The following is a 25,820-nucleotide window of genomic DNA, read 5'->3' as shown; positions in this document are numbered from 1 at the left end:
TTATGGAAAGGATTAAGCGTTTCATTGATGGATATGTTCCTGTAACGAGTTGTACGTTAAGATGTCATTATTGTTACATTACCCACCAACGTCTTTTTGATACAAAATTACCCAAATTCAGATATGATGCAGCATTTATTCGTAAAGCATTATCAAAAGACAGATTAGGAGGTACATGCTTGATTAATTTATGTGGAGGAGGGGAGACTTTATTGCCTGCTGAGGTAGTTGGGTATACAAAAGCATTATTAGAGGAAGGGCATTATGTAATGATTGTGACTAATGCAACGTGTTCAAAACGTTTTGATGAGATCGCTCAATTTCCAAAAGAGTTAAGAGAACGTTTGTTTTTCAAATTTTCATATCATTATTTGGAATTAAAAAAAAGGAATCTATTACATATCTTTTTTAGGAATGTTTGTAAAATGCGTGATGTAGGGTGTTCATTTACACTTGAGGCCACACCATCTGATGAATTAGTTCCTTATATAAATGAAATGAAAGAGGAAGCATTGAAATATTTGGGTGCGCTAAATCATGTTACTGTTGCTCGTGATGAACGCTGTAAAATAGAAAAATTACCAATTCTAACAAAAATGTCTCGTAATGAATATCAGAAAACTTGGGGAGTGTTCAATTCCGAGTTTTTTGATTATAAGATGTCTATTTTTGGAGTGAAAAGAAAAGAATTTTGTTATGCTGGTGATTGGTCTTTAAGTGTGAATATAGGAACAGGAGAAGCTTCTCAATGTTATTGTTCTTATTTTAAACAAAATATATATAAGGATATAACTAAGCCAATAAAATTCATTCCTGTTGGAAATAATTGTAATCAGTATCATTGTTATAACGGACATGCTTTTTTAGCTCTTGGCGACATTCCAGAATTGAGGACTCCTACGTATGGTGAACTGAGAAATCGTATAACGATTTATGGAACTGAATGGCTACAGCCTAAAATGAAGGCTTTTATGAATACAAAATTATACGAATCAAATAAGGAATATACTGAAGTAGAAAAAATGAAGGTCAATAGATTGATTCGTATTTTAAGAATAAAGTCTGATGCTAAAAACTTTGTTAAACGAATTCTATTTAAGGTAAAGCATGGATTTTAACGAAAAGATAAATAAGCTAAGAACAGAAATTGCAAAGGCATTAATTCCTGTTATTGATAATGACTATGTTTTATTGGGACTTCCATATTATGATAATGTTGGAGATGTTTTAATATGGGAAGGAACGGAAAATTTTTTAAGAACTCTTTCTCATAAATGTTTGAAGAGGGCTTCAATAGACACTTTTGATTTTGGGATATTAGATTCTAATGTTATTATTCTTTTACAAGGAGGAGGGAATTTTGGTGATATATGGATAGAACATCAAGCTTTTCGTTTGAAAATAATAGAAAAATATCCTCAAAATAAAATTGTAATCCTTCCACAAACAGTATTTTATACAGATGATTTCATTTTAAAAAAAGAATGTGTTCTTTTATCAGATCATAGTAGGTTAACAATATGTGTGAGAGATAAACGTAGCTATGATTTGTTGAAAATGAGTACCTCTAATCAGATACTACTAATTCCAGATATGGCTTTTTATATTGATTTGCAGTATATTCATCGTTTTGTTGGTAAGGTACGTGATAAAGCTTTGTTATTAAAGCGGAAAGACAAGGAAATAGTAGATTGGGATTTTAATGAATATATTAAGGGAGAAAGGTGGGTTGAGGTAAGGGATTGGCCTTCTATGGAAAAGAAATCATTGCTTTTACGGCTTTTATATAAGTTGGTGAGTATTCAAATAAAAACAAATTTTCCAATAGGAGATATATTTGCTTTTTATTATTATAGGAATAGAGTTATTGCTCAGGGAGTAGAATTTGTTTCTCAATACAAAAATATATACACAACAAGATTGCATGTAGCAATTTTGTCAATTCTGCTAAATAAACCTTTCTTTTTCTTTGATAATTCTTATGGAAAGAATAGTTCTTTTTTCGATACATGGCTCTTTGATTTAGATAACGTGGAATTTATATCAAAAAAAATATGTCCAAAGGAGTAAGTGTAATTGTTTGTTGTTATAATAGTGCTTGGATTATAGAGCGTTGTTTGAATGCATTACTGAAGCAAAAGCTAAATAATTCCATTGCTTGGGAAATTATAGTAGTAAATAATGCTTCAACAGATGGCACAGATGTAATTGCAAATAGATTGCTAAATAATGCATCCATACCACATAAAGTTATTAATGAACCCAAACAAGGATTAGTTCATGCCCGAAAAAGGGGAGTGGAAGAGGCTCAATATTCTTATATTCAATTTTGTGATGATGATAATTTATTATGTGATACATATATAGAGCAAATGTTTGAAATGATGGAGTCTAATCCACTATTAGGTGCATGTGGTGGAATGGGAGTTGCAGAATTTCAAGGGATACCACATCATTTTGTAAAAAAGCATTTGCCAATATATGCTATAGGACCACAAAAGGGTGAGACTTATTTATATGGTGCAGGGCTGTGTGTTAGGGCTTCATTATTAAAAGAAATATATGATTCGCATTATGTGTTATTATTAACTGGTCGATGTGGGAATCGTTTACTTGCAGGTGATGATAGTGAAATAACAAAGTTAATATTGCTTAGACATTGTGTGCTTGCAGCAACGGAGAAAGTAACATTTGTTCATGTTCTCTCAGAAAAAAGATTGAGTTATAAGTATTTAGTATCTATGTCTAAAGGATTTGGATTATCCGTACCTGTTCTTATGGCATATGATTTTGCTATAAATGAAAAAAAATCTATTATCTATCACTATATATCTTATATCAAAATCCTTATAAAGCTTTGTTTGAATGTATGTTTGATGCTTTTTCAAAATGAACGTATAGTGACTGTCTATTATTTTATCAGTGCTATTAAAGGATATCATTTTTGGACAATAAGACGACTTCATTCTGTTGTTATGAGTTCTTTGAACTTAAAGTCTGCATCAAAAAAAAGTCTTTCTTCACAAAAATAACTGTGTTTATGGAAATATGTAATAAACATTTGTAATATGGAGTATTTTATATTGTGATTTGGTTAGTCTATATGTGACGATAATAAAAAGTAAGTATGAAGATGGAAAATGAAAGTAACATACCAAAGAAAATACATTATGTTTGGTTAGGGAATGCTTCTAAGCCTCGTTCTGTGATAGATTGCATTAATTCTTGGAAGGAGAAAATGCCTGATTATGAAATTAAATGTTGGGATGAGAATGTATTTGATGTAAATTCAGTTCCTTGGGTTAAGGAAGCTATTAGCAAAGGGAAGTGGTCATTAGCGTCAGATTATATTAGGCATTATGCTATATATACTGAGGGAGGAATATATTTAGATACTGATGTAAAAGTATTTCGTCCTTTTGATGAGTTTCTTAATTGGGATTTTTTTACCTCTGTAGAATATCATCCTCAGATTTATATTTCGTCAGGCAGAAATTGTGTTGATGTAGATGGGCACGCTTTGAAAAAAGGTGATGTAGTAGAAGGGTGCGGATTGCTGGCTGCATGTTTTGCTGCAAAAAAAGGGAATGCATTTGTAAAGGAATGTTTGGAATACTTTGGAAGTAGACATTTTGTCAAAGAAGATGGTAGCCTTTTTATAGATATCATTAATCCTGGGATAATGGCAACAATAGCTACAGCATATGGATTTGTTTATAAAGACGAGGATCAATTATTGGAAAATAATATGATGATTTTTAATTCCTCAGTTTTTGCAGGTAATCCTGCGACAAGAATCAAACAATCTTATTGTATGCATTTTTGTGATGGAAGTTGGAGGGATAAAAGCTTTTTTGAACGATTAAAATGGGAAGTTAAGAAATTTCTAAAGCATCGATAGTTGCTATATGTATACTTTATACTTTTTAATAATTTACTTTATCTTTTGCTGGAGAACTCGTGCATACTTAGTGCTTTCTTCATTATTCATTTTATTTCCTATTCATATCACATTAAAGCATTGTTTTGCAATTCTAGGTGGGGATGTTTATTTTCCTTTTTGGTATGATATTGCAATATTCTTTCTTCTACAAAAGGCGTTTAGAGTTAAAATGCAGGTTTCTTACTATTGGATTGTCTTTTTATTTTTTATATTATATCTTTTTGCTTTTTATTTTTTGCTGCCTAATGATAAAGATGCGATCTCGACATTGAGGATTTATCTTCATTGCTTTTGTTTATTTTTTAGTTTGTCAACTTTGAAATTTACTTCATTACAAATAAAAAAACTTTTTATTGTACAACTTTGGGTAACATATATTCTTTGTATAACAGGAATTGTCATTTATTTTTTCTTTCAATCAGATTGGCATCTTTTTTTAAATCATTATATAATTGATAAGAATGGAGCCTTGAGTTATGTAACTCCATCTTTTACGATAATGGGAATTGAGAGGATGAATGGTCTTATTGGAGCTCCAAATCAGTTTGGTGTCTATATGGCATATGTTTGGCTATGGATATATTCAGCATGTATTTCTAAATCCATAAATAAATTTTCTTCTTGGTTATGTCTTGTCTTGATTTCTGGATGCTTGTTCATGTCTTTTTCTAGAGCTGGTTGGGCGCTTGTTATTATAACACTCTTTTTATTTAATTTTTATAAAGGAAAAGCTGTTGTTGTAATCAAATTTATGTTTGCTATGTTATTTGCTTTGGTATTAATAATGGCTATTGTTTTTATTTTAGAACCAATGTTTTTTGATATTGTAGTAGCTTCTTTAACAGGTGAAGAAAGTAGTGCTTCAACAAGAGGAGATATGGTTCATGATTTTTATTTGCAGTTATTGTCAACGCCATGGGGAAATGGTCTAGGAACAGGAACTATAGATGGTGATGGAGGAAATATTGCAGAATCTTCTATTTTATTACAAGCTTATGAAATAGGAATACAAGGATGTGCCTTTTATTTGTTTTTATGGTTTGTGCTTTTAAAAAAAATGAGGCAATATAAAACGGAGATTTATTTGATAATGTCATCGTTGATGATTGCTACATTAATGGTTTCCGTTGTATCAGTTAATATATTTCAGTATCCTTATGTTTATTATATATGGGGAGGAATGGGATTTGTTTTAAATAAATCAGTAAAATCAGTTTATGAGAATAGATAATCCATTAATTACTGTCATAACAGTGTCTTATAATTCAGTATCTGTTATTGAGGATACGATAGAAAGTGTACTTAAACAAACATATCCTCGGATTGAATATATAATTATTGATGGTGGAAGTCGGGATGGTACGGTTGATATAATTAGGCAATATGAAAAATCTATTTCTTTTTGGATTTCTGAAAAAGATAGTGGGGTATATCATGCAATGAATAAGGGTATTGATAGAGCGACAGGAGAATGGTTGATTTTTATGAATAGTGGTGATCGATTTTATTCTGAAACAATTTTATCACAAGTGTTTGAGCATGAATATAAATCAGATATTATTTATGGTGCTGTAGAATTAGATTATGGTTTCACTAAAATTATAAAGAGACCATATCCTTTAGAATGTCTTCCATTGCATATGTGTTTTTCACATCAATCTTGTTTTGTTCGAACTGATTTAATGAAAAAGACTAAATTTGATACAAACTATTCTATTGTTGCCGATTATGCATTTTTCTTGGAACAATATAAAAAAGGAAATCTTTTTCATCAATTACCGTTTACAATATCTACTTATGATAATGTAAATGGAATTTCATCTGCTCCTAATATTAAAGTTTTAATAAGACACTTAAATGAATTGCAAAGAATAGAGGTATTTCATGGTTCTATACATTTTGAAATATTAAAGTTTTTAGTAAAGAGAATGATTAGATGTGTATGTCCGAAATTTATTCTAAAAATTTACTACAGAAAGGTGAATGATTAAGTAAGAATGGTAGATACTGACATAATAAATGAAAACAATATACATAGTTGACTTGATTGGATCTTACTGTGGCATGCATTATTATGATGAAGCATTTGCCGATATTTTGCGAAAGAAGGGATCTCAAGTAAAAATTCTTTCTACTTTTAATGAACAAGGAGAGAAACCTTTTTTCTCTCTTATATTTGGTAGGAATAAACTGATATCAGTGTTGTTGCTTTTGAAAAATTACCTACGGTTATTGAAACATATGATTACTCACAAGAGAGGAGTATATATTTATATGTGTTATGGTGAACTTTATGATCTGTTAATGATGTCACCTGGTATGGTTAGTAGGCGATTATGGTGTGATATGCATGAAGCGCATGCTTTAAAATATATAGATACTTCGCGTGTCTTATGTTTCTTTGATTGGTATTATACTAAATATGTACGTTGCTTTATTTATCATTCTGAGCGTACAAAAAATATATTGAATACTATAGGGGTAAAAGTTCCAATGTTATATGTACCTCATTTAAAATATTCTTTTAAGAAAAAATATGAGGAAAAGTCACTATCTAAAGATGTTGCTAATGCATTTGTGAGTATTGGCAAAATTAAATTTCTTTTTTTTGGAAACTTAAGTTATGCAAAAGGTATTGATATCATTGTAGATGTATTTGCAAGATTACCGCATGGTGTAAGGGAAAAAGTCGAACTTGTAATTGCTGGTAAAAATGTTGAAAATATAGATTTTAGTTTATTGTATGGAATATCAACAGATTACAGGGTACTTGATCGTCATATTAATGATGATGAATTGGTCTATTTATATAGTCATACAGATGTAGTTTTACTACCTTATCGTAAATCTTCGCAAAGTGGTATTTTTGCAATGGCATGTTATTTTAAGAAAGTTATGTTATTAACGGACATTCCATATTTTCGTAAAATGATAGACGAGTTTCCTAGTTTTGGCAGACTTACATCAATCAATAAGTATCGTCAATCAGTAGAGGATATAATAAAAAAACCAGTGTTAGATAATTATTATACAACTTCAGATTGTGAACGTTATGAACAGAAGAAAGAAATCAACGATTTTGTAACTATGGTTGATGCTGAGATAAATAGAGTTTGAAAAAATGATTATGGTATTTTCTAAATTTATTTCTGCTTTTATTTAAGAAAAAGTAAAACTCTCATATTGGACTCGCTACACGAAATATTGTTCCGAGAAAAAGAGATTGTTTTGTATACTTAGAGTTATCAATTTACCTTCATATATTAAAATTTCTGATGAAAATAGCTTTTATTGGCACTCGTGGTATTCCAAATAACTATGGGGGCTTTGAGCAGTTTGCTGAATACATTTCCGTAGGTTTGGCAAAAAGAGGTCACATAGTGACTGTCTATTCTCCTCATTTTCACCCTTATAAAAAAGATTTTTATAAAGGAGTACGTATCAAACATATTTATAGTCCTGAAACATGGATGGGGAGTTCTGTTGGGAGTTTCTTTTATGATTATTTTTCGTTAAAAGATGCACTCAAACGGGAAAAGTTCGATATTATTTATGAAGCAGGGTACACTAGTATTGTACCAGCTTATATTTGGTTTAATGTGAAGAATATTAAGTGTCCAATATTTATAACGAATATGGATGGATTGGAATATAAGCGTACAAAGTTTAATAAATGGATACGGAAATTTGTCTTTTGGGAAGAAAGACAGGCTGTAAAACACAGTCATTATCTAATTGCTGATAATATGGGTATTCATGATTATTATAAGGCGAAATATAATAAAACTTGTCGTTTTATTGCTTATGGAGCAGATATACATGATGATTACAATAAGGAAGTATTGAAGGAATTTAAGTTAGAATTGAATGGTTATTATTTGCTTGTAGCGAGGTTAGAACCTGAGAATAATATTGCAATGGCTATAGAAGGGTATTTGGCTTCTAAAGAAAATGGGCGTAAACCATTGATAATTGTAGGTAAAACTAATACCCCTCATGGTAAAAAACTTGTGGAACAATATGCTAAAGAGAGTTATGTGCGTTTTATTGGTGGAGTTTATGATTTTGATAAACTGAATTCAATACGTAAGTTTTCTTTTGCATATTTTCACGGTCATTCAGTAGGAGGAACAAATCCATCACTTTTAGAAGCTATGGCTTCAGGTTGTTTTATTTTAGCTAATGATAATATATTTAATCGATCAGTGCTAAAAGAAAATGCCAAATATTATCATACAGCAATAGAGGTGACCAAGTTATTAAATGATATGGATATTATTGCTGCACGAGATAAAGAGAAATTTATATCTGCAAATTTGGAAGAGATAAAAACAGAATATTCTTGGGAGCATTTAGTAGATGAACATGAAAAATATTTTATGGAATTGTTTGTTGAGAAATGATGATAAAGTAAAATGTGTAGTAATTGAAGGGTAATTATGAAATTCTAATAAATGTATGGTGGATTAACCCTAAAAGGTATGGTATAAAATAAATGTTGAGATGTAATAAACACGTGAGTGTTTCGTATGTGAGATGAAGAAAAATGTAGGTCCCTAGCTTCATGCTGTTTACAGCATGATTCCCCTACATTGTAGATCAGAAAAAGCGCGACGGCACATTGCTGATCTACACCCTGGCATCGGAGGTTAAAGCCGATGTGAATTTCCCACTATATCAACTGTCTGTGAAGATCGTTGATATTTCCCGATTTATTCTCATAATACCAGATAATAGTATCCTCTTTCTTTGTTTATATGTTATAATAAACAAGAGTTGGCGCAGATGTATTTTCCTGATCTGACGGTCCGTGCTTCAGTTAATAAACTCCGGTGCTGAATGAGGAGATGCAAGCCATTGATGGATGAGATACTATCTACCGATTTTCATCCCTCTGTTAAAATAGTCTTTTTCTGCTTGATTTTATCTGATTATTGCTACTTTTGTCCATAATATAAAAAATAAAAAAAGACATGGGAGCGGAAGGAATACAGGATAAATATGTAAATCCATATACCGATTTCGGATTCAAGTTGCTTTTTGGTACAACAATGAATAAGGAATTGTTGATCAGCTTTTTGAATGCACTCTTATTCAAGGAGGAGGTAATCAAAGATGTCACTTATCTTAATGCTGAACATCTTGGGACGCAGGAATATGACCGTCGGGCTGTCTTTGATGTCTATTGTGAGAATGAGAAGGGTGAGAAGTTCCTGGTTGAGATGCAGCGTGGCGAGCAGCAGTTCTTTAAGGACCGCAGTGTTTTTTATTCCACTTTCCCTATTCGTGAGCAGGGCAAACGTGGGGAATGGGATTATGAGTTGAAGGCTGTCTACGTGGTGGGTATCCTGAATTTCTCCTTTGACAATTCTGATGCGGAGTATTTCCATCATGAGGTGAAGCTTGTAGACCTTTATACTCATAAGATATTCTATGACAAGCTTACCTTCGTTTACCTTGAAATGCCCAAATTCAACAAGAGTGAGGATGAGTTGGATAGCATGTTTGACAAGTGGCTGTTTGTCTTGCGTAATCTTGCCTCTCTGCTTGAACGTCCTAGAGCATTGCAGAACAGAGTTTTTGACCGCCTTTTTGAAACAGCGGAGATAGCAAAGTTTACCCAGACTGAACTGAGTGAGTATTGGGACAGCTTGAAGAATTTCCGTGATTGGTATAGTGTTATATCTACGGCAGAAAAGAAAGGACGGGAAGAAGGAAGAGAAGAAGGTCGGGAAGAAGGAAGAAAAGAAGGAAGAGAAGAAGGAGTAAGAGAAGCCAATTTGAATAATGCTCGAAATCTGAAACAATTGGGAGTAGCAATTGATGTAATTTCACAAGCTACCGGATTGTCTGAAGAGGAAATAGAAAAGTTATAGTGAAAGAAACTGTTTTGAGTTTTATTCAATGTGGGATATGGAGTTGGTCATAACCAAGCATTGAGACAAGTTCTTGATTCAGACAAAAAATACCATGTTTTTTGTTGAAAGATTATGACCGTGGCAAGGCAATCACTGCATTATGGCAGCGATGTCGGTGCCGAGATGGATGCAGGGATTATGTTAACATGGTTTCTGACGATAATAGTCTCCTCTTTCTTTGTTTATATGTTATAGTTTTTGTAACTTTATAGCATAGAAAACAGTAATAAAGAAACGATGAAACATTCAGAATTTGTAGTGAAATGTTATAATAAACAAGAGTTGGCGCAGATATATTTTCCTGATCTGACGATCCGTGCTTCAGTTAATAAACTCCGGCGCTGGATGAGGAGATGCAAGCCATTGATGGATGAGATACTATCTACCGATTTTCATCCGAAGACAAAGGCATTTTTTGTGAGAGAAGTACGGCTTATCACCTATTATTTAGGAAAGCCGGGAGACTTATAAATGATATAAATATCTAAAAAAAACTACGGGAGACAGCATTTTCACCGTCTCCCGTAGTTTTTTTAGATAGTAAAGTACTCCTTTTGAGCATCAAAACAGGGGCAAGCTTTATGAATCGAAGCACTAAGCTGATAATGCCCTATGATTTGCGCTTCTGGATACTGATGTTTGAGAATCGTCAACAAGTCGAGCAACGCAAAGCGTTGCGCCTGTGTTCTCGTATCTGCCGGACGACCTTCTTCATTCAGTCCGCCTTCATAGCAGATTCCAATACTATGCCGGTTATAAGTGAACTTGCTGTCTCTTCCAACACACTGAGGGGGATAAGGCGGGGAGAGGATATGTGTATTTATCAGTATGTGCGCGTGATCCGGTGTATGACGGAGTATCTTCATTTAATTATCCGGATGGATATGTTGCTGAAGGAGTTGAGAACCGTATTAGCTTCCAATTGTGATTTGGTGGTTGCTACGGTTCCGCACCGTTTTCATGGGATTTGCTAACCGAAAGAGTGGGTGGTGGTGATGCAATGGGATGGGGTGAGATTGTGATTTCTATATGTTGATTCCTAATCCGGTGGAAGAAATTTCAGAATTTATTTTTATCTTTGAAATCCATTATAAACAGAAAAAGAAATAGATATGAAAAAAGTAATTTGCAGTGCGAAAGCTCCGGGGGCTATCGGCCCTTATAGTCAGGCGATAGAAGCCAATGGTATGGTATTTGTGTCCGGACAGTTGCCTATTGATGCCGCTACGGGACAGATGGCTGAAGGGATAGAAGGACAAGCTCGCCAGTCGTTGGAGAATATCAAGCACATTCTTGAAGAAGCAGGATTGACAATGGGAAACATTGTCAAAACTACTGTATTTCTTCAGGATATGTCTCTGTTTGCAGGGATGAATGGCGTGTATGCCACGTATTTTGACGGAGCTTTTCCCGCACGTTCGGCGGTTGCCGTAAAAGCTCTGCCCAAGGATGCGTTAGTAGAGATTGAGTGTATCGCGGTTCGCTAACAAATCTGCGACAATGAAACTGCTGCCTCCTATAAAGATCAGATCTTTGAGGGGGCAGTTCTTTTTTGCCGCCTGTACAGCTTCTACAACAGTGGAGTAGGTGGTACCTTTCAAACCGTTTGTTTCTGCCAATGCCAATAGTTCATTTTCCGGAAGCGCACGTTTCACACTTGCTTTGGTGAAATAATAGGTGGCATGTTTCGGCAACTCTTGCAAGACACTGCTGATATCTTTATCGTTCACCATGCCAAATACGATGTGCAGCTCCTGGTTGAATTTCTGATGAAGGAAATCCAGCTGTCCACAGACATATTTGATGCCATCTACATTATGTCCCGTGTCGCAAATGATATCCGGATCGCTATGTACTTTCTGCCAGCGTCCCATCAGTCCGGTAAGTTTGCACACATCGGCAAAACCATTGAGATAGTCTTTGGGACAGATGCGATAACCTATTTTAGTCAGTTCCTTAAGAGCAGACAGGATGGTGAGAATATTTTCATGCTGGCAGAGACCGCTTAATTCCATAAAAAGACCTGCCGGAAACATTTCATTGACAATTCGGATAGCATCTTTTCTCTTGTCGAGTATTTTGTCTAATGCTTTTATGCTATCTGCCGGATGCAGGGTATTGTCCAGATGTTTTCTTAGCGCCTGCATTTCCGGATAAGGAAGCCAGTCTGTGGGATTATTGGGGGAGATAGAATCTGCATAGTTGATAGGTGCATTCATTTCTTTGGCTTTCATGGTGAACACACGTTTAACACTGCCTTTAGCCCTGCCAATGACTACCGGAACACCTTCTTTGATAATGCCTGCTTTTTCTTTGGCTATTTTTGTCAGGGTATTCCCTAGATATTGCATGTGGTCGAAACTGATATTAGTGATGACACATAAATCGGGGTGAATGATGTTGGTGCAATCCAAACGTCCGCCCATTCCTACTTCGATAACGGCTACGTCTACTTTCTGGTCCGCAAAGTAGCGGAACGCCATGGCAGTAGTCAGTTCAAAAAACGAAGGATGGAGCGGTTCGAAGAAGGAACGGTGCTCTTCTACGAAGTTGACTACATATTCTTCCGGCATCATTTCTCCGTTGATGCGGATGCGTTCGCGGAAGTCAACCAAATGGGGGGAAGTGAATAAGCCTACCCGGTATCCTGCGGACTGTAATACGGCTGCAATAGTATGTGAGCAGGAACCTTTTCCATTGGTTCCGGCGATATGTATCGTTTTGAATTGTTGATGAGGATGCCCGAAATGTTCGTCCAATCGATGTGTGGTCTCCAACCCCGGCTTATAGGCGTTGCCTCCTATTTGTTGAAACATTGGCACACTCTCATATAAGTACTTTAAAGTGTTCTGATAGTCCATGTTTTATAATATTTAACTTCGGGCGATCTTTATTGCCCGCTAATTTGTTTATCTTTAGAACCGTCAATCTAACCGTAAACGCGGGGACTGGCGAATGAGATTGCAAATATCAACATTTAAATCTGAGAAATCATGAGAACAAAGAAAAATTTTGTGCTAGACACCAATGTTATTCTTCATGACTACAATTGCTTGAAGAATTTTCAGGAAAATGATATTTACCTCCCCCTTGTGGTACTCGAAGAACTGGATAAGTTCAAAAAAGGAAATGAGCAGATCAATTTCAATGCCCGTGAGTTCGTACGCGAATTGGATGTATTGACTAGCGACGAGCTTTTCTCCGAAGGGGTGAAGCTCGGCGAAGGATTGGGGCGTCTGTTTGTCGTGACAAGCAGCGTGCCGGCTACCAAAGTGTGGGAATCGTTTCCAATAAAGAAACCCGACCATCTGATTTTGGCGGCGACCGAATACTTGACCGATAAGTATCCGAATGTGAAATCTATCTTAGTGACCAAGGATGTGAATCTGCGCATGAAAGCTCGTTCAATCGGGTTGCTTTGCGAGGATTATATAACGGATAAGGTGGCCAATGTAGATGTGTTCGAAAAATCCAATGAGATTTTTGAAAATGTAGATCCTGCATTGATCGACCGCATTTATTCTTCTAAAGAAGGTATTGACTTAAGTGAATTCGATTTTAAGGATTTGATTCATCCCAATGAATGTTTTGTGTTGAAGAGTGATAGGAACAGTGTGCTGGCACGCTACAATCCTTTTACTCATTCTATAATCCGCGTGATGAAAGGGAAAAATTATGGAATCGAACCCCGGAATGCGGAACAGAGTTTTGCGTTTGAGATCTTGAATGATCCGAATATCAAACTGGTAGCTCTGACGGGAAAAGCGGGAACAGGTAAGACTTTGCTGGCTTTGGCTGCTGCGTTGGGTAAACTGACCGACTACAAACAGATTTTACTGGCACGTCCTGTTGTGGCGCTTTCTAACAAAGACATCGGTTTTCTTCCGGGAGATGCACAAGAGAAAGTGGCTCCTTATATGCAGCCATTATTTGACAATCTGAACGTAATAAAGCGTCAGTTTGCTGCAAACTCTACCGAAGTGAAGCGGATTGAGGATATGCAGAAAAGCGAACAGCTGGTGATTGAAGCTTTGGCCTTTATCAGGGGACGTAGTTTGAGCGAGATGTATTGCATCATCGATGAAGCGCAGAACCTGACGCCGAATGAAATAAAAACAATCATCACCCGTGCGGGCGAAGGTACGAAAATGGTGTTTACCGGGGATATTCAACAGATTGACCAACCTTATCTGGACAGCCAGTCCAATGGTCTGGTATATATGATTGATCGGATGAAAGATCAGAATATCTTTGCACACGTTAATCTGCTGAAAGGTGAACGAAGTGAATTGAGTGAGTTGGCAAGTAACTTGCTGTAAGTAGGATAAAGTGTTGATTTACAATTAGACGATTTACAATGTACGATGAAAGCTGGAGTACATCATAAATCGTCTAATCGTAAATCTTATTATTCTTTTTTCCCGAAATATTTAAGGAACTGTGTACGTTCAAATGTATTGACGCCTTTCATATCTTTGATATTCAGTTTGCCTTTGAATTGGGCTATATTTTCGAATCCTTTGCGTTCCATCCATGCAGAGAGGAAGCGGTTGGCTTCTCCGATGAATGCGTTTGTATTCAGATAGACTGCGCTACATACTTCTACGGCTGAAGCACCGGCAAGGATTGCTTTCACTACTGATTCAGCATCGGCAACACCACCGGAAGCCGCATAGTCGATCTTATCTACTACAGCAGACGCAATTCCGATCCAGCGGAGCGGAGTGGAGAGGTCGGAAGCATTACTGAATATTTCTCCTGAAATATGCTCTATCTTTTCGATATTGATGTCCGGTTGATAAAAGCGGTTGAAGAGAACAACTGCGGCTGCACCGTTGGCATACAACTGATCGATTAATGCCACAGGATTGGTCAGGTTATCGCCCAGCTTCATGATAACAGGAATGTTAACCGTCTGCTTGATGTGGCGGAGAATGTCGATGTGGCGTTGTTCGAATGAACCGTATGTATATTGCACTTCTGATTGTAAGGCGAGAATATTGATTTCCAATGCATCGGCACCGGCTGCTTCAATTTTCTTTGCAAAGTCGATCCATTCCGAATCAGTGTAACAGTTGATGCTGGCAATGATAGGAATGGGGCATACCTTTTTGCTTTCTTTTATCAAAGTCAGGTATTCAGATAACTTATGCTCACGGATATATTCTTCCAGATAGTCACTGGCTTCGGGATAGAAAGCCGGGTCTTTCAGTTGATCTGCTTCCAGCATGATCTGTTCCTCAAACAGTGATTTCAGAACGATAGCACCGGCACCATCTTCAGCCAATTTTTTGTTTTTGCCAACACTATTGGTCAGCCCTGAACTGCTGATGATGATAGGGTTTCTAAGAGAAAGCCCTGCGAAAGTAGTTTTTAAATCGGTCATAGCAATATGTTTTTTAATACTTAATCAATAATTTCTTTCTCCGAAAATCTTGCTTCCTACCCGTACCAGCGTACTTCCTGCGGCAATGGCTTCGTGATAGTCGTATGACATTCCCATTGATAGTTCGCAGAAGGTATCAGAGTGGGTGAACCAAGTTTCTTTTATCTCATTAAAGAGTCTATTTAATGAACAAAATTCCCGGTTGATTTGTTCAATGCAATTGGTGTTGCTGGCCATACCCATTAATCCGCAAATGCGCACATGAGTCAACTCTTTCCATTCTCCGGCATTCAGCATCTCTTTACATTCTTTGGGACTGAAACCGAATTTGGTTTCTTCCTGCGCAACGTGGATCTGCAACAGGCAGTTCACAGTACGTCCAGCCTTGACAGCTTGTTTGTTGACTTCGGCCAGCAGTTTATAACTATCAATTCCATGAATCATCGCTACGTATGGTATCATGTATTTGATTTTATTCGTTTGCAGGTGCCCGATAAAATGCCATTCGATATCTTTGGGCAAACTTTCGTATTTAGCTGTCATTTCCTGCACTTTGCTTTCCCCAAAAATACGCTGTCCCGCCTGGTATGCTTCTTCTATCGCTTCGTTGGGATGGAATTTTGAGACAGCAACCAGCTGGACTCCTTGAGGGAGTTCGGCCAGCACTTGCTTTAAATTGTCAGCAATACTCATTGTTACTTATGCTTTTGACGGATCAAATTCTGGTTTGTCATTCGGTTCGGCGCTGTAAGGATATACATCCATGAGCGGAGTTTCGGATACCATACCGATCTGATAATCTGCCATGGTTCCTTTCATGCCCTCATCCAGCTTTTTCACTGCATCACGCAAGTCGGCAGCTTGTACCAATACTTGAGTGGAAGTCTTTTTTTCCGCACCGCTTTTTTCATCGAGCGTGATAAAAATAAGTTTGCATTTGAACCAGCGGTCGGCACTTTCTTCGTCACTGGGGAATAATTCGCTATAGTTGGCACGTTTGATGTCCGAAACGGTAAATTCTCCGGAAATAAACGGAGTCATTTCTTCGATAATCCGTGCTTCTGCTTCTGTAAAACTGAGTGCGTCAACAAGATAAGGTTCTGTTACTTTCTTCTGCATTCCGTTTTCCATTACTTTCTCGTAACGGATCTTGCACTCAAACCATGTATGCATTGCCATAATTTTCTTCCTTTTTAATTAATTGATTTATGTAAATTGCCTACAAAGATAAACAAAATACCAAAGTAAGCGCCGAAAGGGTGAACATATTTGGAGGAATAGTTGTTTCTTATATAAAGTAAATTTTAAATATAGATGCATTATGGCAACAACAAATTTCAAAGGACAACCGGTGAAACTAATCGGTGAATTTATACAAGTAGGTAAGGTAGCTCCTGATTTCGAGCTGGTAAAAACAGATTTATCTTCTTTCTCTCTGAAAGATTTGAATGGTAAAAATGTGATTTTAAATATTTTTCCCAGTCTGGATACCAGCGTATGTGCAACCTCTGTACGTAAGTTTAATAAGATGGCTGCCGGACTGAAAGATACGGTAGTATTGGCTGTCTCTAAGGACCTTCCTTTTGCGCACGGTCGTTTCTGTACAACGGAAGGTATTGAAAATGTAATTCCACTGTCTGATTTCCGCTTCTCTGATTTCGATGAAAGTTACGGAGTACGTATGGCGGACGGTCCGTTGGCAGGACTTTTGGCCCGTGTAGTAGTTGTGATTGGCAAGGATGGCAAGATTGCTTATACGGAACTTGTTCCTGAAATCACCCAGGAACCTAACTATGACAAAGCTTTGGCAGCGATATAATAATGAATTCAAGTTTCGCAAGTATTCTGCATAGCTTCTTGAAGGAGGGGAAGCTATACGGGCGAACTTATATCGAACTGACGTTAAGTATTAGTCGTAACCCCTGATTTGTCAGAGTTGTTAATACTTAACACTTATTTTTTCTTCATCAGTCCCTTATAAGCCAGGAATCCGATGACTAATACCACTACTGCTACAATGACATAGCCGATTTCGTGGCTGTATGTGGTTGCTTTTACATAAACGTCATTAGTGGTTTTGAGGTCTGTAAACCGGTAGATCAGGTATCCGAGTAGAGCTAATATGCTGTTCCATATCGCAGCGCCGAGAGTGGTGTAAAGCAGGAAAGGACCTAATTTCATGCCGGCTAATCCTGCGGGAATACTGATAAGTTGGCGTACAGCCGGAATGAGACGGCCAAAGAAAGTGGAGGCTGCACCGTGCTTTCTGAAATATTCTTCTGCATGGTGTACCTTTTCTTCGTCAATAAGGCACATGTGTCCTAAACGGCTGTTAGCGAATTTATAGACAATAGGACGACCCAGCCAACGCGCCAGATAATAATTTACTAATGCACCGATATCTGCTCCTATGGTGGCAAATAGAACCACGAGAAAGATATTCATACTGTCGTCTGCCATAGCTTTCCATGCGGCAGGTGGCACTACGGCTTCCGAGGGGAAGGGAATAAAAGAACTTTCGATAGCCATAAAAATGGTGACTACCCAATAGTTCAAATTTTCTAATACCCATTTAAGAAGTTCTGCTACTGATTCCATGTTTTTGAGGATAGAATTTATTTATTTGATTTATTTTTTTCCTTATTCTCTTTTTTCATGCGTTCCCACACTTCTTTGAGCATTTTTTCGTCTTCCTCCCTATGCTCGGGACTATTTAACAGATCTAGAATCATATCTTCTTCCAATGGATGATTACATTCTTTGTTGTATTTAAAAAAGTTGTCGATTTCACCGTGCATGAGGCTAAGCACGCTCAGTTTCTCTGTCACATCTTCGTGTTTCGGGTTCATCTGATATACTTTTTCAAAGCATCTTTTGGCTTCCGTCAGATATTCATTTTCCGAATAAGCAGAGGCGATCATATACCACATTTCTACGTTGGGGTTAATCTTTACTGCTTGTACGAAAGACCGGGCGGCTTCGTCTTCCAGTTCCTCTGTCAGGTATAGTTTTCCCTCTGTCAGATAAATCAATCCTTCATTCGGGTTTATCTCTTTGGCTTTTTCGCAGAGCTGATGTGCTTCTTCATATCTTTCCAGATGAGACAGGGCGAAGGCTTTGCTGGTATATGTGTCTATTAATAGGACAGACTGTTTGTCTCCGTCTTCTTCAAAACGTGCAATCACTTTGTCGTAATAGCCATTGGCTTTCTGCCATTCTTCCTTATTGCCGTAGGATATTCCCATGAACATATAACCTATTTCAGGGGGAATGGATTTAAGATCGATCGCTTTTTGATAATTCTCGATGGCATCATTCGAATTGTTCAGATAGAAAAAACAATGCGCTTTGTAAGCGTAGGCTTCTCCACATTGATCGTTGGCTGCCAACGCAAAATCACAGGCTTCGATGGCTTTGTCTATTTGTTCCTGTATAAAATAGCATTTCGCCAGTCCCATCCAGTAGGAAGAGTTGAAAGGGGATTTGTCGATGAGTTTGTTGTAATAGATGATGGCCGATTCTATTTGGTGGGTCGATGCCAGATAATCGGCTGTGAGGGCCATATATTCTTCATTTTCGGCATAACGCGATTTTCCTCGGTCGAGCCACTCTTTGGCTGCGTCCGGATATCCCATGTCCAGATAGAGAAATACGACATCAATGATTGTTCCCAGTTCGTCGGCATCCGCTATCGTACTTAATAGCCATTGGGTTTCTTCCAGTTTTCCTTCATTCAGCAATAGTTCGGCTTTCAGCAGTTTCACTTCCGGGTCAAAATCTTCGGTGATGGAATCTGCTACTTTCTTTGCTTTTTGCAGTTTTTGGGTGTCTAGGTAAAGATAGGCTTGTTCGGTGAGCAAAGCTGTATTTCCCGGATGTATTTTAAGTCCGTAGGTGATCGCTTCTTGTGCTTCTTCAAATTTCCGTTCGGAGGCATACCAGTCGGCGATGTCGGCCAGTTGGTCAGCATCCAGATAAAGTTGTCGGTTTTCTGCTTTTGCTTCTTCGTAGTTTGTGATAAGTGTGACTAGTTGCTTTTTAGCTGATGGTGAGTTCTTTCTACCCATTTTTTATTGATTTTGTTCACCACAGATTACACGGATTAACAACAGATTTTTATTCTTTATTTCTCTAATTTGTGTTAATCCGTGTAATTTGTGGTGAAAGGTTATTTATTAATCTTCCCCCATGTATCTTTCAATCCTACTGTGCGGTTGAAAATCAGTTTTTCCGGGGTTGATTCTTTGTCGATATTAAAGTAACCGATTCGTTGGAACTGCAGGTAGGAGAGTGTGGGCAGGGTAGCTGCGAACTTCTCTATGTAGCAGTTGGGCAGAACTTTCAGTGAGTCCGGATTGATGATCTCTTTCATGGCTTCCAATGCTTCGCAATTTTTTGCTTCGCGGATGGCAGCCAGTTCGTCGCGTGGGTTTTCCACTTTCCACAGGCGGTCGTACAAACGTACTTCTGCTTGCAGGCAGTGATTGCAGCTTACCCAATGGAGCGTGCCTTTCACCTTACGGTTTGCGTCCGGCATACCGCTACGGGTATTAGCGTCATATTCGCAATATACCTCTGTTATTACGCCGTTTTCGTCTTTCTTGCAACCGGTGCATTTTACGATATAGGCATTTTTGAGGCGTACTTCCTGTCCCGGTGTCATGCGGAAGTATTTCTTGGGAGCGTCTTCCATGAAGTCATCGCGTTCCATCCACAGTTCACGGCTGAATTCGATCAGGTGGCTTCCTGCTTCCGGATCTTCCGGATTGTTGATCGCTTCCAGTTCTTCAACCTGTCCTTCCGGATAGTTGGTGATGATCAGTTTAACCGGGTTGATTACTGCCGATACACGGGTGGCACGGCTATTCAGGTCGTCCCGAACGGAGCTTTCCAATAGGGCGATGTCGTTCAGGGCATCGTATGTGGTATATCCGATTTTATCAATAAATTTATGAATAGACTCCGGTGAATAACCACGGCGGCGGAAACCGCAGATAGTCGGCATACGAGGGTCGTCCCATCCGTTTACCAATCCTTCTTTCACCAGTGTGAGCAGGTTACGTTTGCTCATCAGGGTGTAGCTTAGGTTCAGTTTGTTGAATTCAGTCTGACGAGGACGGTTGTCGTTCAGGTCTTTTCCTTCTTTCAGCCAGTCGATGAAGAGGTCGTAAAGAGGACGGTGTACCACAAATTCGAGTGTACACAGCGAGTGAGTTACTCCTTCGAAGAAGTCACTCTGTCCGTGAGCGAAGTCATACATCGGATAAGCCTTCCAGGTAGTACCTGTACGGTGGTGCGGGTGTTTCACTACACGATAAATAATCGGATCGCGGAAGTGCATGTTTGGGTTGGCCATGTCAATCTTGGCACGGAGCACCATAGCACCTTCTTCAATCTCACCGCTATTCATTTTCTTAAAAAGTTCTAGGCTTTCTTCGATAGGACGGTTGCGGTAAGGGCTTTCCGCACCCGGTTGGGTAGGAGTACCTTTTTGCTGTGCGATCAGCTCGGAGCTTTGTTCGTCAATATATGCTTTTCCCTCCTGAATCAGGCGGATAGCGAAGTCCCATAATTGTTGGAAGTAGTCGGAAGCGTAGTATTCGTTTCCCCACTGGTATCCCAACCATTGAATGTCTTCTTTGATAGCTTCTACATATTCCACATCTTCTTTGGTCGGGTTTGTGTCGTCGAAACGAAGGTTACATACACCGCCGTGTTTTTCTGCGATGCCGAAATCAAGGCAAATAGCTTTGGCATGGCCGATGTGAAGGTAGCCGTTAGGTTCGGGCGGGAAGCGTGTCTGCACTTTTCCACCATTTTTACCTTCTTTCAAGTCTTTCTCTACTGCCTGTTCAATAAAGTTCAAGCTTTTCTTTTCGCCTGCTTCTTCGTTTTTAATATCTGTCATAACGGTTAATGTTATCTGTATTTAGGCTACAAAAGTAGGACATTTTTTTTATTTAACTGGAATATAACCGTTCTTTTTTAATGTATTGTCTGTCAGATGATGGCTATTGACGCCAAAGTGTTAAAAGATCGTTGCAAAAAGGACGAAAACTACCCGAAAAAAGTAATTTTTTGCGGATTTTTAAACAGAAATTAGGGCTCCTTAAAAAATCGTCCTATATTTGTCACCTATAGCGGACAAGCTACAGGGGATTTTGCTTCAAATGATAATAAATCCAAAGAATTTTCAAAAAGATGTTATATGACATGTTTTATAATTTGGATAGTATCAGTAAAACCGCCTATATTTGCACCGTTATCCTGAAAACAATCTTTTTACCTTAAAAAAAACTAATACCTATTGAAAACTGAAAAATGGAGCTTTGTGAAAAGCCCCATTTTTTTTTGCTCTTATTTTTTAAGCTCCTTTCTAATTCGTATCTTTGACCCTTGCATTAAGAGAGTATTCTCAATCTTAAAATAGTAAATCGTAAAATAGTAAATAAAATTATGTTTTCTGGAATCGTAGAAGAATATGCTACTTTGGTAGCACTGGTGAAAGACCAGGAGAATATACACTTTACATTTAAGTGTTCGTTTGTGAATGAGTTGAAAATTGACCAAAGTATTGCTCACAATGGTGTGTGTCTGACAGTGGTAACTCTGACAGATGATACGTATACGGTGACTGCCATGAAAGAAACATTGGAACGTTCTAATCTCGGTCTGCTGAAAGTGGGGGATAAGGTGAATGTTGAACGTAGCATGATGATGAATGGCCGGTTGGACGGACATATCGTTCAGGGGCATGTAGACCAGACCGCAACTTGTATTGATATGAAGGATGCGGAAGGTAGTTGGTATTTTACCTTCCAATATGCGTTTGATAAGGAAATGGCGAAACGTGGATATATCACGGTGGATAAAGGTTCGGTGACTGTGAACGGTGTTAGTCTGACGGTATGTAATCCGACCGATGATACTTTCCAGGTAGCTATCATTCCTTATACGTATGAGCATACAAACTTCCATACGTTTGAGATTGGCAGTGTGGTAAATATTGAATTCGATATTATCGGTAAGTATATCAGCCAGATGATTCAGTATAAATAGTTGGCTGTCGCAAAAGCGAATTTCGATCGTAAATTGTAAATCATAAAATTGCAATTTTATGGATTTTCTTCAATTGGTGCAGGCTCGTCAAAGCGACCGTTCGTATGACAAAGAGCGTTCGGTGGAGTCGGAAAAGTTGGAACGGATACTTGAAGCTGCTCGTTTGGCGCCTTCGGCCTGTAATGCGCAGCCTTGGAGGTTTGTAGTCATCACGGATAAGGAACTGGCTCAAAAAGCGGGGAAGGCTGCTGCTGGTTTGGGGATGAATAAGTTTGCTAAAGATGCTCCTGTGCATATTCTGGTGGTAGAAGAATCTGCTAATATCACCTCTCTGCTTGGTGGAAAGGTGAAAGGCAAGCATTTTCCATTGATCGACATTGGAATAACTGCTGCTCATATTGCTTTGGCGGCTGAAGCTGAAGGGTTGGGCTCTTGTATTCTGGGTTGGTTTGATGAGAAAGGAATGAAACAGCTTGCCGGTATTCCTGCCTCGAAACGTTTATTGCTGGATATTGTCATTGGCTATCCGGCAAAAGAAAAACGTAAGAAGATGAGGAAACCGAAAGAAAAGGTGATTTCATACAATCGTTATTGATGGAAAAATAATTGTATTTTAAAACTTTTAGGATAAGCATATAACCAAAAGAGGCTGTTTAAAAAGTAACCATTCTATTTTCCGCCTTGACACGCATCGCAACCCAGCGTATCTTTGCGCCATAACCAATTACTAACAAAGATTATGGCAAAAGAAAAAGTAAACTACCAGGAGGTGTACGACCTCTATCAGCTGTGCTGCGAAACCAAAGACCTTCGCGAGTTCTGTGCGGATTATGGAGTGAATTACGACAAGTTCATGAACTGGCAGCGCCACCAGCTGTGGAGTGAGAAGTTAGGCAAAACAGTCCGGGTGGAACAGCCCAAGGTAGCCAAGGTGCAGATAACCGGCAATCCCTGCAACAGTCCAACCGTGAAAATGGAAGTGAAACAGCTTGAAGGTGAGCCTCCTATAAGATGGGTTAAGTTGCAATTGACATCAGGTGCCACACTGTTTCTGAGAAACACCACAGTTCTTGATTTGAGCTTGTTGCTTAATAAAATGATAGGATGATATGCTTGGACTGAGTGCTAACCTGAACTATTACCTGTTCAACGGTAATGTTGATCTGCGGAAAGGTATTTTCCGATTATGTGAGAGTATAAGGGAAGAGATGTCACTTGACCCGAGCGATGCCTCCAACGTCTATATGTTCATGTCCAGGAACCGTAAGGTTGTGAAGATACTTCATTATGAACGCGGTTTTTATGTGCTTTACGAGAAACGTCCTGTTATGGGGAAATTCAAGAAACCTGTGTTTGATGAAGTTTCCAGATGCTACCGGATCCAGTGGTCTGATATGGCATACCTGACGGAAAGCATCGTAGTCGACAGGATGTATGTAAGCCCTAAAGATGAATAACAAGGTATTGATATCCAATGGAATAATAAAAATAAACAGTAAAAAGTTTGCGTAACTGCCTGATTTTTCGTATCTTTATATCATGATTGATGAAAGGGCATACGAGTTACTTTGCTGCCAGTTGGGTCTGGCGAATGAGGAAAAGGCAGGGCTTCGCAAACAGGTAAACGAACTGATTGCGAGGCTTAAGGCCATTGAAGATTCCAATAAAAAGAACTCCAAGGCTCTGGTTGATACAATCAATGACCTCAAAGATTCCCTCGAAAAGCAATCAACTACGGTTGAAAATTATAGGAAAGAAATGGAGCTTATGAGAAAGCAGCTTGAAGCAAAAGACGAGGTGAACAGGATGCTGGCAAACGAGATTTCCAATCTCAGGCTTCAGCTTGAGGACAGCAGGAAACACCGTTTCGGCCGTACATCCGAGCAAAGAGAATTGCTGAACAACCGTAACCTTGACAAGTCTGCACTGCATAAGTCCGAATATGACGGTTCTGACAGAAAGGATGATGACAACGATAAGGCTGACGGTAACGAAACCGGCAGCAGTACCATTTCTGGTAGCACACCTGCACAGGACAGCCAACTTTCAAGAAGAAAGGAAACTGCACCACGTGCCGTGAAAACCAAATTGAAAGTTGACAAAGTGGTAGTACATGAAGTGGACGAGTATTACACGCTTCCCGAAGGAGGACGGTTCATGAACCGCAACGGTATGCCTGATGTGTGGGAATACAGGGTCATAGAACATGTAAGGGCTCATAACGTGGAGCATGTCTACAAGGTGGCAAGGGTGAAGCTTGCGGACGGCACTTTCGCGAACACGATGGAACATCCGCTGAAAGACCTTGGAGGCATCTTCTCTCCTGAACTGCTTGCCCGTTTGCTCTGTCTGAAATACGACTTCAGCATGCCGGAGAACAGGCAGATAAGACTGCTTGCCAGAGAGGGCATCCACATAAGCAATACCACACTGAACAGCTATATCCATAACGGAATCGCCAAACTCAAGGGTTTTATCGGAGAGGTATTCAAGGGGTTTGTACAGCAGGCTGAATATCTTATGGTTGATGAGACGACCGAACTTGTAGGCGTCGAAACAAAGGAAGGCAAGGCTTACAGGAGAAAGTACTTATGGGCATTCTTTGCAAAGCATATGAAGATGGTCTATTACCACTATAACAACGGCAGCAGGTCATCCGATGCGGCGAAGTCGTTTCTGGAACATTTTATGGGGACCCTTTCCACTGACGGATATACGGTTTACAGAATGTTTGATGGAGAAGACTCAAAGGTGCTTCATATAGGATGCCGGACGCACTGCAGAAGGTTGTGGGTTGACGCCTTGCCTTCGGACAGGACAGCGATGGAGATAATAGACTCCATCGGCGATATGTTCATGAATGAAGATCTGTTCCGCACCATGAAGCTCAGCGGTGAGCAGATAAAGGGGAAAAGACGGAAGCTTACAGGACCGATCCTTGAAAGTATCCATCATAAGGTGGTCATGATGATGCAGGATGCGAAGGTTATGGCTAACGAACTGATGAGAAAGGCTGTCAATTATACGTTAAACCAGTGGAAGTCCCTGAGAAATATCCTCAAGGACGGTGCAGCGGAAATATCGAACAACCTCTGTGAACAAAGGATGAAACCGGTAAAGCTGTTGCTCAAGAACTGTATGAACATAGGCAGTGAGGATGCGGCAGAAAACTCGGCATTCATCTTCTCCCTGATAGAAAGCTGTAAGCTTAATGGCATAGACCCTCAGGATTACCTGAAGCACCTGTTCGAATGTATTCTTCATGGTAAGGACTGCGACAAGAAGACTCTTCTACCATGTTTTTATAAACCGGAATGTTAAAACAAAAATATTTTCTTGCGGGCATTTTTATTTTATCGGCTGAAAAACAGCCGATAAAATTGTCGTGGCGGAAAATAGAATGATTACGTTTAAAAAGTCGGTTCTATCCTCATTCTCCTCCTTCCCAAAGGAGGGGAGTTAGAGTTACTAACGATTTTTTAGACAGCCTCTTCCCTTTTAAAGAAACAGCCTG

Annotated in this window: 26 protein-coding genes and 2 pseudogenes; 20 read left to right on the top strand and 8 right to left on the bottom strand. The window is 38.6% G+C overall.

Annotated elements, in window-relative coordinates:
• Window positions 1-2: 2 nt before the first annotated feature.
• The 11 genes and pseudogenes from A4V03_RS11255 to A4V03_RS11210 all read left to right on the top strand — a co-directional run bounded on the left by A4V03_RS11255 (window position 3) and on the right by A4V03_RS11210 (window position 10,332).
• Window positions 3-1,118 (top strand): radical SAM family protein, encoded by a 1,116-nt coding sequence (locus tag A4V03_RS11255; RefSeq protein ID WP_065538949.1) that lies wholly within the window; start codon window positions 3-5, stop codon window positions 1,116-1,118.
• Window positions 1,108-2,070, top strand: a complete 963-nt coding sequence (locus tag A4V03_RS11250; RefSeq protein ID WP_065538948.1) for a polysaccharide pyruvyl transferase family protein — start codon at window positions 1,108-1,110, stop codon at window positions 2,068-2,070. Before A4V03_RS11255 ends, A4V03_RS11250 begins: the two co-directional genes overlap by 11 nt.
• Window positions 2,055-3,032 (top strand): glycosyltransferase, encoded by a 978-nt coding sequence (locus A4V03_RS11245; protein ID WP_065538947.1) that lies wholly within the window; start codon window positions 2,055-2,057, stop codon window positions 3,030-3,032. The genes A4V03_RS11250 and A4V03_RS11245 overlap by 16 nt, the downstream gene beginning before the upstream one ends.
• Window positions 3,033-3,127: 95 nt before the next feature.
• The gene (locus A4V03_RS11240) at window positions 3,128-3,901 is read left to right on the top strand and encodes a glycosyltransferase family 32 protein (RefSeq protein ID WP_236588640.1); all 774 of its coding nucleotides are present in this window, start codon (window positions 3,128-3,130) and stop codon (window positions 3,899-3,901) included.
• A gap of 7 nt (window positions 3,902-3,908) precedes the next feature.
• Entirely contained in the window at window positions 3,909-5,174 is a 1,266-nt protein-coding gene (locus tag A4V03_RS11235) for an O-antigen ligase family protein (RefSeq protein WP_084081143.1), read from the top strand.
• Window positions 5,161-5,934 carry a glycosyltransferase family 2 protein gene (locus A4V03_RS11230; RefSeq protein ID WP_065538945.1) on the top strand — a complete coding sequence of 258 codons (774 nt, stop codon included), beginning with the start codon at window positions 5,161-5,163 and terminating at the stop codon, window positions 5,932-5,934. The genes A4V03_RS11235 and A4V03_RS11230 overlap by 14 nt, the downstream gene beginning before the upstream one ends.
• 28 nt (window positions 5,935-5,962) lie before the next feature.
• Complete coding sequence (locus A4V03_RS11225; protein WP_084081142.1) at window positions 5,963-7,060, top strand: glycosyltransferase; 1,098 nt, start codon at window positions 5,963-5,965, stop codon at window positions 7,058-7,060.
• Window positions 7,061-7,218: 158 nt separating this feature from the next.
• On the top strand, window positions 7,219-8,346 hold the full coding sequence (locus A4V03_RS11220) for a DUF1972 domain-containing protein (protein WP_065538943.1): 1,128 nt from the start codon (window positions 7,219-7,221) through the stop codon (window positions 8,344-8,346).
• Between the two features lie 346 nt (window positions 8,347-8,692).
• A pseudogene (locus A4V03_RS21670) lies at window positions 8,693-8,896 on the top strand (DUF4248 domain-containing protein).
• Between the two features lie 20 nt (window positions 8,897-8,916).
• Window positions 8,917-9,819, top strand: a complete 903-nt coding sequence (locus tag A4V03_RS11215; RefSeq protein ID WP_065538942.1) for an Rpn family recombination-promoting nuclease/putative transposase — start codon at window positions 8,917-8,919, stop codon at window positions 9,817-9,819.
• 279 nt (window positions 9,820-10,098) lie between these two features.
• Complete coding sequence (locus A4V03_RS11210; RefSeq protein ID WP_065538941.1) at window positions 10,099-10,332, top strand: DUF4248 domain-containing protein; 234 nt, start codon at window positions 10,099-10,101, stop codon at window positions 10,330-10,332.
• 62 nt (window positions 10,333-10,394) lie between these two features.
• Here the strand turns inward: A4V03_RS11210 and A4V03_RS11205 are convergent.
• Window positions 10,395-10,619: pseudogene (locus A4V03_RS11205) on the bottom strand (N-acetylmuramoyl-L-alanine amidase); the annotation flags it as partial.
• Here A4V03_RS11205 and A4V03_RS11200 point away from each other — a divergent pair.
• Window positions 10,536-10,835, top strand: coding sequence for a hypothetical protein (locus A4V03_RS11200; RefSeq protein WP_306821701.1), 300 nt, complete (start codon window positions 10,536-10,538; stop codon window positions 10,833-10,835). The pseudogene A4V03_RS11205 and the gene A4V03_RS11200 overlap by 84 nt on opposite strands.
• A gap of 138 nt (window positions 10,836-10,973) precedes the next feature.
• Window positions 10,974-11,348, top strand: a complete 375-nt coding sequence (locus tag A4V03_RS11195) for a RidA family protein (RefSeq protein ID WP_065538940.1) — start codon at window positions 10,974-10,976, stop codon at window positions 11,346-11,348.
• On the opposite strand, the gene A4V03_RS11190 is transcribed toward A4V03_RS11195, so the two are convergent.
• Entirely contained in the window at window positions 11,316-12,722 is a 1,407-nt protein-coding gene (locus A4V03_RS11190) for a bifunctional folylpolyglutamate synthase/dihydrofolate synthase (RefSeq protein ID WP_065538939.1), read from the bottom strand. The two genes, A4V03_RS11195 and A4V03_RS11190, sit on opposite strands and share 33 nt — an antisense overlap.
• Window positions 12,723-12,854: 132 nt before the next feature.
• On the opposite strand from A4V03_RS11190, the gene A4V03_RS11185 reads away from it, so the two are divergent.
• Window positions 12,855-14,180 carry a PhoH family protein gene (locus tag A4V03_RS11185; protein ID WP_065538938.1) on the top strand — a complete coding sequence of 442 codons (1,326 nt, stop codon included), beginning with the start codon at window positions 12,855-12,857 and terminating at the stop codon, window positions 14,178-14,180.
• An 89-nt stretch (window positions 14,181-14,269) separates the two neighbouring features.
• On the opposite strand, the gene A4V03_RS11180 is transcribed toward A4V03_RS11185, so the two are convergent.
• The 3 genes from A4V03_RS11180 to A4V03_RS11170 are packed head-to-tail and all read right to left on the bottom strand — an operon-like array spanning window position 14,270 to window position 16,426.
• A complete protein-coding gene (locus tag A4V03_RS11180) occupies window positions 14,270-15,247 on the bottom strand; it encodes a dihydroorotate dehydrogenase-like protein (protein WP_065538937.1) in 978 nt (325 codons plus the stop codon).
• A gap of 24 nt (window positions 15,248-15,271) precedes the next feature.
• Window positions 15,272-15,940 (bottom strand): YggS family pyridoxal phosphate-dependent enzyme, encoded by a 669-nt coding sequence (locus A4V03_RS11175; RefSeq protein WP_065538936.1) that lies wholly within the window; start codon window positions 15,938-15,940, stop codon window positions 15,272-15,274.
• Between the two features lie 6 nt (window positions 15,941-15,946).
• Window positions 15,947-16,426: a DUF4494 domain-containing protein gene (locus A4V03_RS11170; RefSeq protein ID WP_004296648.1), complete on the bottom strand. Its 480-nt coding sequence runs from the start codon at window positions 16,424-16,426 to the stop codon at window positions 15,947-15,949.
• Window positions 16,427-16,568: 142 nt separating this feature from the next.
• On the opposite strand from A4V03_RS11170, the gene tpx reads away from it, so the two are divergent.
• Entirely contained in the window at window positions 16,569-17,066 is a 498-nt protein-coding gene (tpx, locus tag A4V03_RS11165) for a thiol peroxidase (protein WP_065538935.1), read from the top strand.
• Window positions 17,067-17,200: 134 nt separating this feature from the next.
• Here the strand turns inward: tpx and A4V03_RS11160 are convergent, their stop codons facing one another.
• The 3 genes from A4V03_RS11160 to A4V03_RS11150 form a co-directional block, all read right to left on the bottom strand.
• Window positions 17,201-17,845: a DedA family protein gene (locus tag A4V03_RS11160; RefSeq protein WP_065538934.1), complete on the bottom strand. Its 645-nt coding sequence runs from the start codon at window positions 17,843-17,845 to the stop codon at window positions 17,201-17,203.
• Window positions 17,846-17,862: 17 nt separating this feature from the next.
• A complete protein-coding gene (locus A4V03_RS11155) occupies window positions 17,863-19,314 on the bottom strand; it encodes a tetratricopeptide repeat protein (protein WP_065538933.1) in 1,452 nt (483 codons plus the stop codon).
• A 101-nt stretch (window positions 19,315-19,415) separates the two neighbouring features.
• Window positions 19,416-21,155 (bottom strand): glutamine--tRNA ligase/YqeY domain fusion protein, encoded by a 1,740-nt coding sequence (locus tag A4V03_RS11150; RefSeq protein WP_065538932.1) that lies wholly within the window; start codon window positions 21,153-21,155, stop codon window positions 19,416-19,418.
• A gap of 548 nt (window positions 21,156-21,703) precedes the next feature.
• Between A4V03_RS11150 and A4V03_RS11145 the strand changes: the two genes are divergently transcribed.
• The 5 genes from A4V03_RS11145 to tnpC all read left to right on the top strand — a co-directional run bounded on the left by A4V03_RS11145 (window position 21,704) and on the right by tnpC (window position 25,627).
• Window positions 21,704-22,306 carry a riboflavin synthase gene (locus A4V03_RS11145; RefSeq protein ID WP_065538931.1) on the top strand — a complete coding sequence of 201 codons (603 nt, stop codon included), beginning with the start codon at window positions 21,704-21,706 and terminating at the stop codon, window positions 22,304-22,306.
• Window positions 22,307-22,364: 58 nt separating this feature from the next.
• Window positions 22,365-22,901, top strand: a complete 537-nt coding sequence (locus A4V03_RS11140) for a nitroreductase family protein (RefSeq protein WP_065538930.1) — start codon at window positions 22,365-22,367, stop codon at window positions 22,899-22,901.
• Between the two features lie 144 nt (window positions 22,902-23,045).
• On the top strand, window positions 23,046-23,414 hold the full coding sequence (locus A4V03_RS11135) for a hypothetical protein (protein ID WP_065538205.1): 369 nt from the start codon (window positions 23,046-23,048) through the stop codon (window positions 23,412-23,414).
• Window position 23,415: 1 nt separating this feature from the next.
• Entirely contained in the window at window positions 23,416-23,763 is a 348-nt protein-coding gene (gene tnpB, locus A4V03_RS11130; protein ID WP_065538929.1) for an IS66 family insertion sequence element accessory protein TnpB, read from the top strand.
• Window positions 23,764-23,845: 82 nt separating this feature from the next.
• Entirely contained in the window at window positions 23,846-25,627 is a 1,782-nt protein-coding gene (gene tnpC, locus A4V03_RS11125; protein WP_065538928.1) for an IS66 family transposase, read from the top strand.
• Window positions 25,628-25,820 lie beyond the last annotated feature (193 nt).

The sequence above is a fragment of the Bacteroides caecimuris genome, from assembly GCF_001688725.2.
Classification (GTDB): Bacteria; Bacteroidota; Bacteroidia; order Bacteroidales; family Bacteroidaceae; genus Bacteroides; species Bacteroides caecimuris.
The sequence above is the reverse complement of the archived record's forward strand: the minus strand, read 5'-3'. Positions and strand labels throughout refer to the sequence as shown.

What these genes read in the sequence shown, in the direction of transcription:
- tnpB (WP_065538929.1), top strand. Translation starts at nt 23,416, where the DNA reads ATGCTTGGACTGAGTGCTAACCTGAACTATTACCTGTTCAACGGTAAT.
- A4V03_RS11160 (WP_065538934.1), bottom strand. Translation starts at nt 17,845, where the DNA reads ATGGAATCAGTAGCAGAACTTCTTAAATGGGTATTAGAAAATTTGAAC.
- tnpC (WP_065538928.1), top strand. Translation starts at nt 23,846, where the DNA reads ATGATTGATGAAAGGGCATACGAGTTACTTTGCTGCCAGTTGGGTCTG.
- A4V03_RS11210 (WP_065538941.1), top strand. Translation starts at nt 10,099, where the DNA reads ATGAAACATTCAGAATTTGTAGTGAAATGTTATAATAAACAAGAGTTG.
- A4V03_RS11225 (WP_084081142.1), top strand. Translation starts at nt 5,963, where the DNA reads ATGAAAACAATATACATAGTTGACTTGATTGGATCTTACTGTGGCATG.
- A4V03_RS11140 (WP_065538930.1), top strand. Translation starts at nt 22,365, where the DNA reads ATGGATTTTCTTCAATTGGTGCAGGCTCGTCAAAGCGACCGTTCGTAT.
- A4V03_RS11230 (WP_065538945.1), top strand. Translation starts at nt 5,161, where the DNA reads ATGAGAATAGATAATCCATTAATTACTGTCATAACAGTGTCTTATAAT.
- A4V03_RS11185 (WP_065538938.1), top strand. Translation starts at nt 12,855, where the DNA reads ATGAGAACAAAGAAAAATTTTGTGCTAGACACCAATGTTATTCTTCAT.
- A4V03_RS11255 (WP_065538949.1), top strand. Translation starts at nt 3, where the DNA reads ATGGAAAGGATTAAGCGTTTCATTGATGGATATGTTCCTGTAACGAGT.
- A4V03_RS11235 (WP_084081143.1), top strand. Translation starts at nt 3,909, where the DNA reads ATGTATACTTTATACTTTTTAATAATTTACTTTATCTTTTGCTGGAGA.
- A4V03_RS11175 (WP_065538936.1), bottom strand. Translation starts at nt 15,940, where the DNA reads ATGAGTATTGCTGACAATTTAAAGCAAGTGCTGGCCGAACTCCCTCAA.
- A4V03_RS11170 (WP_004296648.1), bottom strand. Translation starts at nt 16,426, where the DNA reads ATGGCAATGCATACATGGTTTGAGTGCAAGATCCGTTACGAGAAAGTA.
- A4V03_RS11195 (WP_065538940.1), top strand. Translation starts at nt 10,974, where the DNA reads ATGAAAAAAGTAATTTGCAGTGCGAAAGCTCCGGGGGCTATCGGCCCT.
- tpx (WP_065538935.1), top strand. Translation starts at nt 16,569, where the DNA reads ATGGCAACAACAAATTTCAAAGGACAACCGGTGAAACTAATCGGTGAA.
- A4V03_RS11155 (WP_065538933.1), bottom strand. Translation starts at nt 19,314, where the DNA reads ATGGGTAGAAAGAACTCACCATCAGCTAAAAAGCAACTAGTCACACTT.
- A4V03_RS11250 (WP_065538948.1), top strand. Translation starts at nt 1,108, where the DNA reads ATGGATTTTAACGAAAAGATAAATAAGCTAAGAACAGAAATTGCAAAG.
- A4V03_RS11220 (WP_065538943.1), top strand. Translation starts at nt 7,219, where the DNA reads ATGAAAATAGCTTTTATTGGCACTCGTGGTATTCCAAATAACTATGGG.
- A4V03_RS11150 (WP_065538932.1), bottom strand. Translation starts at nt 21,155, where the DNA reads ATGACAGATATTAAAAACGAAGAAGCAGGCGAAAAGAAAAGCTTGAAC.
- A4V03_RS11240 (WP_236588640.1), top strand. Translation starts at nt 3,128, where the DNA reads ATGAAGATGGAAAATGAAAGTAACATACCAAAGAAAATACATTATGTT.
- A4V03_RS11245 (WP_065538947.1), top strand. Translation starts at nt 2,055, where the DNA reads ATGTCCAAAGGAGTAAGTGTAATTGTTTGTTGTTATAATAGTGCTTGG.
- A4V03_RS11215 (WP_065538942.1), top strand. Translation starts at nt 8,917, where the DNA reads ATGGGAGCGGAAGGAATACAGGATAAATATGTAAATCCATATACCGAT.
- A4V03_RS11145 (WP_065538931.1), top strand. Translation starts at nt 21,704, where the DNA reads ATGTTTTCTGGAATCGTAGAAGAATATGCTACTTTGGTAGCACTGGTG.
- A4V03_RS11180 (WP_065538937.1), bottom strand. Translation starts at nt 15,247, where the DNA reads ATGACCGATTTAAAAACTACTTTCGCAGGGCTTTCTCTTAGAAACCCT.
- A4V03_RS11135 (WP_065538205.1), top strand. Translation starts at nt 23,046, where the DNA reads ATGGCAAAAGAAAAAGTAAACTACCAGGAGGTGTACGACCTCTATCAG.
- A4V03_RS11190 (WP_065538939.1), bottom strand. Translation starts at nt 12,722, where the DNA reads ATGGACTATCAGAACACTTTAAAGTACTTATATGAGAGTGTGCCAATG.